This is a genomic window from Sulfurovum sp. (assembly GCF_041551015.1).
Taxonomy (GTDB): Bacteria; Campylobacterota; Campylobacteria; order Campylobacterales; family Sulfurovaceae; genus Sulfurovum.
This window is the reverse complement of sequence record NZ_JBFENQ010000077.1, coordinates 1-8325: the sequence shown is the minus strand read 5'-3', so window position 1 is coordinate 8325 and position 8325 is coordinate 1. Positions and strand designations below refer to the sequence as shown.

Below are 8325 nucleotides of genomic sequence, written 5' to 3'. Positions count from 1 at the left end.
CATGATAGCTACAGAGACATTTTTTTGCATGCCTATCATGATAAAGTATTTAGCCCATTATTGGAGATACAGCAAAAAATTGCTGCTGATGAAAAGTCCGAGATGAAGAAAAGCTATCTGATGATGTATCAAAAGTATACTGCACTTAAAGAGAACAGTGTACAGGAGAATATACTGATCTCTTCCATCTTACTTGGATCAAGAAAAATGAGCTATGAAGAGAGAGAACTTTGGAATCAGCTTATACGTAAAGATACATTACCCCAGTTTTATACAGTAGCAGACAGTACAATAGCTTTAAAACTTAGCGAACTACTTTCAGTAGAATCATATAAGCGCATTATGCGTGAAGCACGTGATATGATCTTATATGAAGCAAGTTCAGGAAAATACTCTGTCTCTCTTATGGGTTGGTTAAACAAGATAGATATGAAAATGAACTACTTTAATGAAGTACAATCACTACTGCGTACACAAATCCAAAAAATAGATCAAGAAACGATAGTACAACATAGAAAGATCCTAGCATGGTATGGAGTGGCAATACTCATATTATTGTTTGGACTGCTTAAACTTTTTAGTTTATATAATAAAATACAGGATGATACACATATTTCCGATGAGACCTTAAGAGATATCAAACTGGTATTGAATGAAAATCAACAAAATGAGCTTCAAAGATTAATCCGTAATGGAAAAGTCGACCATATCTATAGATTTTTGCTCAAAACCATTAAAGATGGCAATCAGACAAAAGATCTCTTTCTTGCCAGTATGTCCCATGAGATACGAACACCTCTCAATGGCATCCTTGGATTTACACAATTACTTAAGGAGACTGATGATCCAGATGAACGAGCTGAATTTATTGCAGTAATAGAGAAGAGTTCCGAAAATCTTTTGACTATTGTAAATGATATCCTCGACCTCTCTAAAATTAAAGCACAGAAGATAGAATTGGAAGCTATAGAGTTTGATCCTGTAGATAGCTTTGAATCCGCTGTTGAATCCTATGCTGCAAAGGCTGCAGAAGAGAATATTGATTTTAATATCTTTTTAGATCCAACGCTACCTACATTACTGATAGGTGATCCTACGAAAATTTCTCAAGTTATTGTGAACCTTGTGAGCAATGCCATTAAATTTACCTCTAAGAACGGAGAGGTGAGTGTATCTATTAAGAAGCTCCTTGAGAATGATGATAAAGTAAACATCCACTTTGAAGTTTCTGATACAGGTATCGGTCTCACGCAAGAGCAACAAGGAAAAATATTTGAGGCCTTTTCACAAGCAGATGTAAGTACGAGTAGAAAGTATGGTGGTACAGGTCTGGGACTATCCATATCAGGTAAATTTATAGATCATATGGGAGGGAAACTGAGTATTAAAAGTATCAAAGATGAAGGCTCTACTTTCTACTTTACTTTGGCACTTAAGAAACCTAAAACTGCTACAAAAAGAGAGGTGATTGATATGAGTTCATACTCTGTTGGTATTCTCAGTTCACATATAGATGCAGAGTATTACATTAACAAAAACCTTGAAACATATATCGCTTACACCGGAGCAACAATCAAGCGTTATACGGATGAATCATTATTAACCTTAAAAGGCACTTCACAACTTCCTGATATTCTTTTTATTGACCATAAATTCCGTCATAGAGGGGATGAACTTAAACAGTTCTTAGACTTTGACACAAAGATAGTTGTGATGTCAACAGGAGATCAAAAAAGAAATTTAAAGCGATACAAATCGCATATAGACAGGATTCTTTATAAACCCGTAAACTTTACAAAAACACTTAGAATGCTAAATGATAAAGAGGATATTTCAGAGACTAAAAAGAATATCACCTTTGAAAATATACATGTCTTAGTTGCAGAAGATAATCTCATTAACCAAAAGCTTATACGCAATGTACTTAATCGACTCGGTATAGAGGTAAGTATCGCAAATAATGGGAAAGAGGCTCTTGAACACCGTATGAGAAATGAGTATGACATGATATTTATGGATATCGAAATGCCTGTCATGGGTGGTATGGAAGCGACAGGACAGATTATCAGCTATGAGAGAAACAACCATAAAACACATATACCGATCGTTGCATTAACCGCAAATGCACTTTCTGGAGATAGAGAAAAATATATGAGTGCAGGTATGGATAGCTACCTTTCAAAACCGATAGATTTAGAGGCATTGAATCATCTCTTTGAAACATATTTTGAGGATAGGATCACCCAGGAAACTGAGTAGATAGTAGAAATATCTGGAGGGTAGAGGTATACTTAAGAAAGCCTACCCCACCCTAAACTCCTCACACTGAAAGTGTATAAGTCACGGTAGAAGTTTTGAGAAGTATCTCTTCGGGAGTGCCATCAGCTATAATCTTCCCATGATTGAGAACCACGATACGATCAGCAAGATGATAAGAGACATCCGTGTCATGGCTTACCATGATGGTTGTTATACCAAATGTCTTATGTAGTTTACGTATCTCATCTTGTAATTTTGTACGCATTGCAGGGTCAAGTGCTGAAAGAGGTTCATCCATGAGTAAAAGCTTTGGCTTTTTCATCATGGCACGACAAAGACTGACTCTTTGCTTCTGTCCACCACTGAGACCTTTTACATTACGAGACAGCAGTCCACTAAGCTCTGTCATCTCAAGAAGTCTCTTGGCCAATATTTTATCGTTATCCACAAACAATAAATTTTCTTCTACACTCATATTATCAAACAGCGCATAGTCTTGAAATACAAAACCGATCTGTCTTTGTTGTGGTTCTAAAGTTTGTTCTCCTAACCAGACACTACCTTCAACTAATATATTCCCCTTGGCTTTTTCCAGCCCTGCAAGTACTCTAAGTAGTGTCGTTTTACCAGAACCACTTTCACCCATCAGTACTATAAATTCACCTTTTTGTATCTCTAGCTTGACATCAAGGTTCATATCACCTTCGCTACCGTGTAACTCTTTTTGTATATCTAACTGTATCATTAAAGGATACCTATCTTTTTTTGTTTCTGATTAAAGATATAAACAGAAAGAAGCACTACAAAGCTCATCAGTACCATGATTCCGCTATAAACATGTGCTTTCCCATACTCCATCACCTCAACCATCTCATAGATGGCCACTGATGCTACCTTCGTCTCACCCGGAATACTACCACCCACCATGAGTACCACCCCAAACTCACCAACTGTGTGTGCGAAAGTAATAATAAGTGCCGTGATAAGTGAAGGCTTAATGTTTGGGAGAGCTACGTACCAGATCGTTTGTAGTCTAGACTTTCCTGCAAGGTAAGAAGCTTCCAACATGTGTTTGTTCAAAGATTCAAATCCACTTTGTAAAGGCTGCACCATAAATGGCAATGAGTAAAAACAACTGGCTACCACCAAACCTGTAAAAGAAAAGACCAATTTGACACCAAAAAGATCTTCAAAAAAAGTACCGACTGCAGAGTTTGGAGAGAGAACCACTAAAATGTAAAAACCTAAAACAGAAGGAGGAAGTACAATAGGCAATGCAGTAATGGCTTCTAATACAGGTTTGGTTTTGGAAGTTGTTTGAGAAAGGTACCAAGCCAAGGGTAATGCCAAGACGAACAAAATAAGCGTGGTAAGGCCAGCTAGTTTAAATGAGAGTAAAAACGGTAAAAGATCTAAAGAGCCTATATCAACCATTATGGTACCTTGTAACCAAAATTTTTCATGATAGCCTTTGCTTTATCACTCAACATAAAGTCATAAAATGCTTTCACCTCACTATTACTTTCAGCCCTTTTAAGTATAACCATTCCTTGAGCGATAGGCGTGTAAAGTGTTTCATTCACATCACTCCAATGAATCCCCTCTTTAAAGTGTGCCATTTGAGGACTGAAAAGTGAAGACTTTGCGATCAATCCAATGTCTGCCGCAGTAGTTGCATAAGCAACCGTTTGAGAGATAGACTCTCCATAAACAAACTTTTCTTTCACTGCATCATATACGTTTGCATTTTTCAATGCCTCGACTGCAGCAATACCGTAAGGAGCGGTTTGAGGGTTGGCAATGGCTATCTTTTTAATGTTATCCTCTTTTAAGAACATCGTACCTGCAGAAAAATCCTGTTTCTTTACAGACAAATATGCCAATGCTCCCTGTGCATACACTACAGGTTTTGTGACTGCTATCTTCTCGCTATAAAGTACTTCAGGATATTTCATATTGGCTGACATAAAAAGGCCATAAGGTGCACCATGTCTGATCTGTGCCGTAAGTTTCCCAGAGCTTCCAAGGATAACTTGCACTTTAGTTTCCGGATATATGACATTGAACTCTTTTTTCAACACTTCAATGGCATAACTTACATTCGCTGCTACAGCGATACTTATCTCTCCAGAATGCAGCATCGAAAAAGTCAATAAAATGCTTAATACGACTTTTTTCATCATCCTAATCCTTTAAAACAGATAGTTGATCTCAAAACGGAGTTCATTATAAGAGGGGTCTTTTTTAGTTACATCAGTGAGTTCACCATCAACAATAATATCATGTACTATAGTATCACTATCTCCTACTACATGGGCAAATCTTGTCTTCAGATATAAAGGACTCTCACCAAGTCCCTTGAATAGATCAATTGTAAACACTTTTGAATCTGCCTGTACACCTATTTTCTCATCATCAAAATCTTGTACCACAAAACGTGAAATGACCTTAAATTCAGAAATCTCCTCAAATTCATAATCAAGCTGTACCATATAACTTTCAGTGTTCGCATACCAATTATACTGTGCCATGGCACGTGTAAAACCAGCAGTGGGAAAACCTCTCCATGGTGCCACTATGTCACCTTCATCTGCAACTTTTGTATATCCAAATCTCAATTTAAATGCATCTTCAACGATATCTACTCTTGCACCATACAGTTTACTGTCCAAACTCTCCGGATTACTGTAACCCTCTGTTTCTTCTTTAAGGTTTGCACCCCCTATGGCACCCGCTCCATCATCAAATTGTTGCATATATCTAAGCCCTGGTATCACTGACAAGCCACCCAAGTAAAATCTATAATTAGCCTGAATCATCGCTGAAGAGATAAGATCAGGTACAGATGTATAGTTCATTCTCAATGTTAAGTTTTCAATGCTTTCATTTTTTGCATCTGCTATGATCAATTTATCATCTATTCCTCTAGCTTCCAGTTCCGATAATTTTAAACCAAAATGCATTGCAGAATCATCATTCTCACTATATATGGCATAAGGGTCATTGTCATCATCACCCGCAGCTAGTACATGATGAAAATCAGAGTGGTCTCTTAACTTCTGTTCTGTTAAATATGCCATTTTTAGTGTGGTCTTCGGTAAAAATGTACTATTGAGCGTGACCCCTTCAAAGGTATTGGGTATCATTTTTGTATCATTGCTTCTGGTCAAAAAACTCTCAAATATCTGTCGTCCTGCCTTTACAGAAACATTTTTATTTTTATATTCTAAATACGCTTGTGCCAACGAGATTATACTTGCTGTACCATCTGTTGTAACATCATATCGACTTATGACACCTTTACCAGCTTTATACAAATCGACTTCTGCATCATCAAGAGTACCAGCGGCACTGGTTGTATAGAATCCTGTACCTACCCCAAAACCATTCAGATAGGCACTCTTATAGATCAAACTTCCACCTATAGCTGCGATAGCATGATTTTCCCTTATCTTAATGCCTTCTTCTTCTATCTCTTCTTTCCACCTAAAACCAAAGCTGTTAAAACGTAAACGTTTATAAAACATGCCTTGTGAAAACATATCAGATATATTGTCTACTTCACCTGGCACTTCATCATATAGATGAGTCATATAACATTTTAAACTATGTGTCTGAGAATCTTCTGCCCCATACATTGTACTTAACAAAGCTATCAAAATCCATACTGCTTTTAGCTGTCTCACTCTTTACTTCCCTATCATAATATCATTGGCTTTTATTATAACCTTCACAGAACTTCCCTCGTTAAGTTCCATTTCTTCTAAACTATTTACAGGCATCACTGAAACAATTGTGTCATGATTTCCTATATTCACTTGCACTTTAGCATTTTCAGCATCTTTTTCTATTTTGTTGACGATACCTTCTATTCCATTCTCTTCACACTTTTCATCTCTTAAGTTAAACAACAATACCGCACTGGATTTAAATATCGCTATTACAGTTTGATTCTCTTCTATATGCAAATCTTCTACTGCTTCTTTCGTGATCACAGAAACAAATTTTTGTCCACTTTTTAGCTTTAAATGTATTTTTGCATTGACATTTTGAGATTCTACTGAGACAACCTCTGCTTGTATTTGATTTCGTGCCGAAATTTGCATCGCCAGTCTTCCTATGGTCTTAAATGCACCACTTTGGATATCTGTTAACTCTGACAATCTTGTTAAGAAACGTGTATGCTCCTCTTTTAACACAGCGTAGTTTTTTAAAAGCTGTAACCCATAGGCAGTAATAGTTGTGCCACCACCATCTTTCCCACCAGTCTCTCTGGCAACGATAGGTTCTGGTGAAAGGGAGTTCATCATGTCAACTGCTTCCCAGGCACTTTTGTAACTCATAGGTACAGCTTTGGCTGCTTTAGAGATGGAACCATACTTTTGGATGGCATGGAGCAGTTCTATACGTTTCTCAAGTAAAAAAGGTTTACCTAACATTTCTAAAGTAAGCTTTGATGAAAGTTCCATCTATTTCCTTATATACTAAGATATATAACGAAAATTATAGCGTTATATACTTAAATACATAAAGAAGCAATATCTACTATGAAGATCATCTACATTCTATGGGCTAATCTTTATCGTATATGTTGATACTTATACGATATTTATTTATTCAGTAGAGGAAAAATGAGACAGATAAACGCTTCATTTTTGAGAAATAAGAACTCACTGACTTTAGTCTAAAAGACTGGAGTCAGTGAGTTTATAGTGAAGTTTATTGACTAGCTTTATCTTTGCTGTCACCATAAACGCCACCAAGTACAGCACCTACGGCAGCTGCAGTAGCAACTGATCTTCCTGACCCACCTACTAAAGCAGTCACACCTGCTGCACCGGCACCACCTATTAGAGCACCTTTTGTTGCTTCTGGTCCAGGCTGAGCACACCCTGTTGTCATCAATACTACGGTTGCACCAGCAACCAACATATTTTTAATACTTGTAATTTTCATCATCGACTCCTTTGTATTTAAATACAACTATTATAACACAAAATATGATGAAAAATATATTTCTATGCTTTTTCATTACTCTATCCATTCTAACCGTGCTAACAGGCCAGCTGTTGTCGTGTACCCTACTTCCGTAAATCTCAACTTACCTTTTACATCATAAATAAATGTTGTAGGATAAACTTCTATATTAAACTCCGTTGCCCAGGCTCCATCTACGTCATTTAACACTTTAAAGCTAAAGCCATGCTCCTGCATATAAGCTTTTACTTTTTCATCACTGCCTGAATTCACAGCAATGCTTAACACATCATACTTTTTTGAGATTGTATCAATGTTTGATGCTTCAAGCTTACAGATAGGACACGACATAGCCCAAAAATGGATGACTAAAGGTTTACCTTTTTCTATCTGAAAAGTACTTCCATCTATTAGTTGTACTTCTATCTGAGGTAGTTGGGTTGTGCCAAGGTCAGGCTGACGGATATAACTTATAATATTAGTTAATATAAATAAAAGTATTAAAGCGATAAATATCTCTTTGAGTGTTGATTTAAGCTTCCACTTTTTAAGATCTATCATACATTTAACCTTTTGAGTATCTGTTCGAGTTTCCCTACATAGCTGCTTCCGTAAAGAGCAACATGTACCAGAAGAGGATATATCTGATAGAGTGGTACTTTACTTTCATAAAAATCTTCACTTAAGGGGTGTACTTCACTGTAGGTATTCAAAAAAGCATCACCAAATGTATCGAAAAGCAGTATGAACGCCAACTCCATCTCTTTGTCTCCATAGTAAATGGCAGGGTCAATGAGACAAGCCCCTTCTCTTTCAAACAGTACATTCCCGCTCCAAACATCACCATGCAGTAATGAAGGATATATCCTACTCATATCGATACGTTTATATAAATCTCGACACAGTCCCTCCAAGCGTTCTACCATCTTCTTAGTTATCTTCCCTTCATCGTAACAGATTCTTGCCATAGGCATGATACGCATCTGTCCGAGAAAAAGTGTCCAGTTGTACTGGGTTTGTTCATTTTTTTGAGGGAAAGGACCAATGGTGGTATCATAATAATAACCATACATATGACTTTCATTTGTT

9 protein-coding genes are annotated in these 8325 nt (G+C 36.9%); 1 reads left to right on the top strand and 8 read right to left on the bottom strand.

Translation table 11 applies throughout. The annotated features are described in order from the left end of the window. The coding region (locus tag ABZC96_RS06270; protein ID WP_373029851.1) for an ATP-binding protein at positions 1–2259 on the top strand (2259 nt) is incomplete at its 5' end. Between the two features lie 61 nt (positions 2260–2320). On the opposite strand, the gene ABZC96_RS06265 is transcribed toward ABZC96_RS06270, so the two are convergent. From ABZC96_RS06265 to ABZC96_RS06230, 8 genes are all read right to left on the bottom strand, one after another. After that, complete coding sequence (locus ABZC96_RS06265) at positions 2321–3004, bottom strand: ABC transporter ATP-binding protein (protein ID WP_373029850.1); 684 nt, start codon at positions 3002–3004, stop codon at positions 2321–2323. Then, positions 3004–3693, bottom strand: coding sequence for a molybdate ABC transporter permease subunit (modB, locus tag ABZC96_RS06260; protein WP_373029849.1), 690 nt, complete (start codon positions 3691–3693; stop codon positions 3004–3006). Before modB ends, ABZC96_RS06265 begins: the two co-directional genes overlap by 1 nt. After that, the gene (modA, locus tag ABZC96_RS06255; RefSeq protein ID WP_373029848.1) at positions 3693–4439 is read right to left on the bottom strand and encodes a molybdate ABC transporter substrate-binding protein; all 747 of its coding nucleotides are present in this window, start codon (positions 4437–4439) and stop codon (positions 3693–3695) included. The genes modB and modA overlap by 1 nt, the downstream gene beginning before the upstream one ends. Positions 4440–4451: 12 nt before the next feature. Continuing rightward, the gene (locus ABZC96_RS06250) at positions 4452–5945 is read right to left on the bottom strand and encodes an OprD family outer membrane porin (protein ID WP_373029847.1); all 1494 of its coding nucleotides are present in this window, start codon (positions 5943–5945) and stop codon (positions 4452–4454) included. Positions 5946–5948: 3 nt separating this feature from the next. Next, complete coding sequence (locus ABZC96_RS06245) at positions 5949–6728, bottom strand: TOBE domain-containing protein (RefSeq protein ID WP_373029846.1); 780 nt, start codon at positions 6726–6728, stop codon at positions 5949–5951. A 250-nt stretch (positions 6729–6978) separates the two neighbouring features. Beyond that, positions 6979–7215, bottom strand: a complete 237-nt coding sequence (locus tag ABZC96_RS06240) for a hypothetical protein (protein WP_373029845.1) — start codon at positions 7213–7215, stop codon at positions 6979–6981. A gap of 75 nt (positions 7216–7290) precedes the next feature. Then, a complete protein-coding gene (locus ABZC96_RS06235) occupies positions 7291–7797 on the bottom strand; it encodes a redoxin domain-containing protein (RefSeq protein ID WP_373029843.1) in 507 nt (168 codons plus the stop codon). Then, a partial coding sequence (locus tag ABZC96_RS06230; protein WP_373029842.1) for a fructosamine kinase family protein occupies positions 7794–8325 on the bottom strand: 532 nt, incomplete at its 5' end. The genes ABZC96_RS06235 and ABZC96_RS06230, both read right to left, overlap by 4 nt.

Coding starts and splice junctions, on each gene's coding strand:
- modA (WP_373029848.1), bottom strand. CDS start 4,439: ATGAAAAAAGTCGTATTAAGCATTTTATTGACTTTTTCGATGCTGCAT.
- ABZC96_RS06245 (WP_373029846.1), bottom strand. CDS start 6,728: ATGGAACTTTCATCAAAGCTTACTTTAGAAATGTTAGGTAAACCTTTT.
- ABZC96_RS06240 (WP_373029845.1), bottom strand. CDS start 7,215: ATGAAAATTACAAGTATTAAAAATATGTTGGTTGCTGGTGCAACCGTA.
- ABZC96_RS06265 (WP_373029850.1), bottom strand. CDS start 3,004: ATGATACAGTTAGATATACAAAAAGAGTTACACGGTAGCGAAGGTGAT.
- modB (WP_373029849.1), bottom strand. CDS start 3,693: ATGGTTGATATAGGCTCTTTAGATCTTTTACCGTTTTTACTCTCATTT.
- ABZC96_RS06235 (WP_373029843.1), bottom strand. CDS start 7,797: ATGATAGATCTTAAAAAGTGGAAGCTTAAATCAACACTCAAAGAGATA.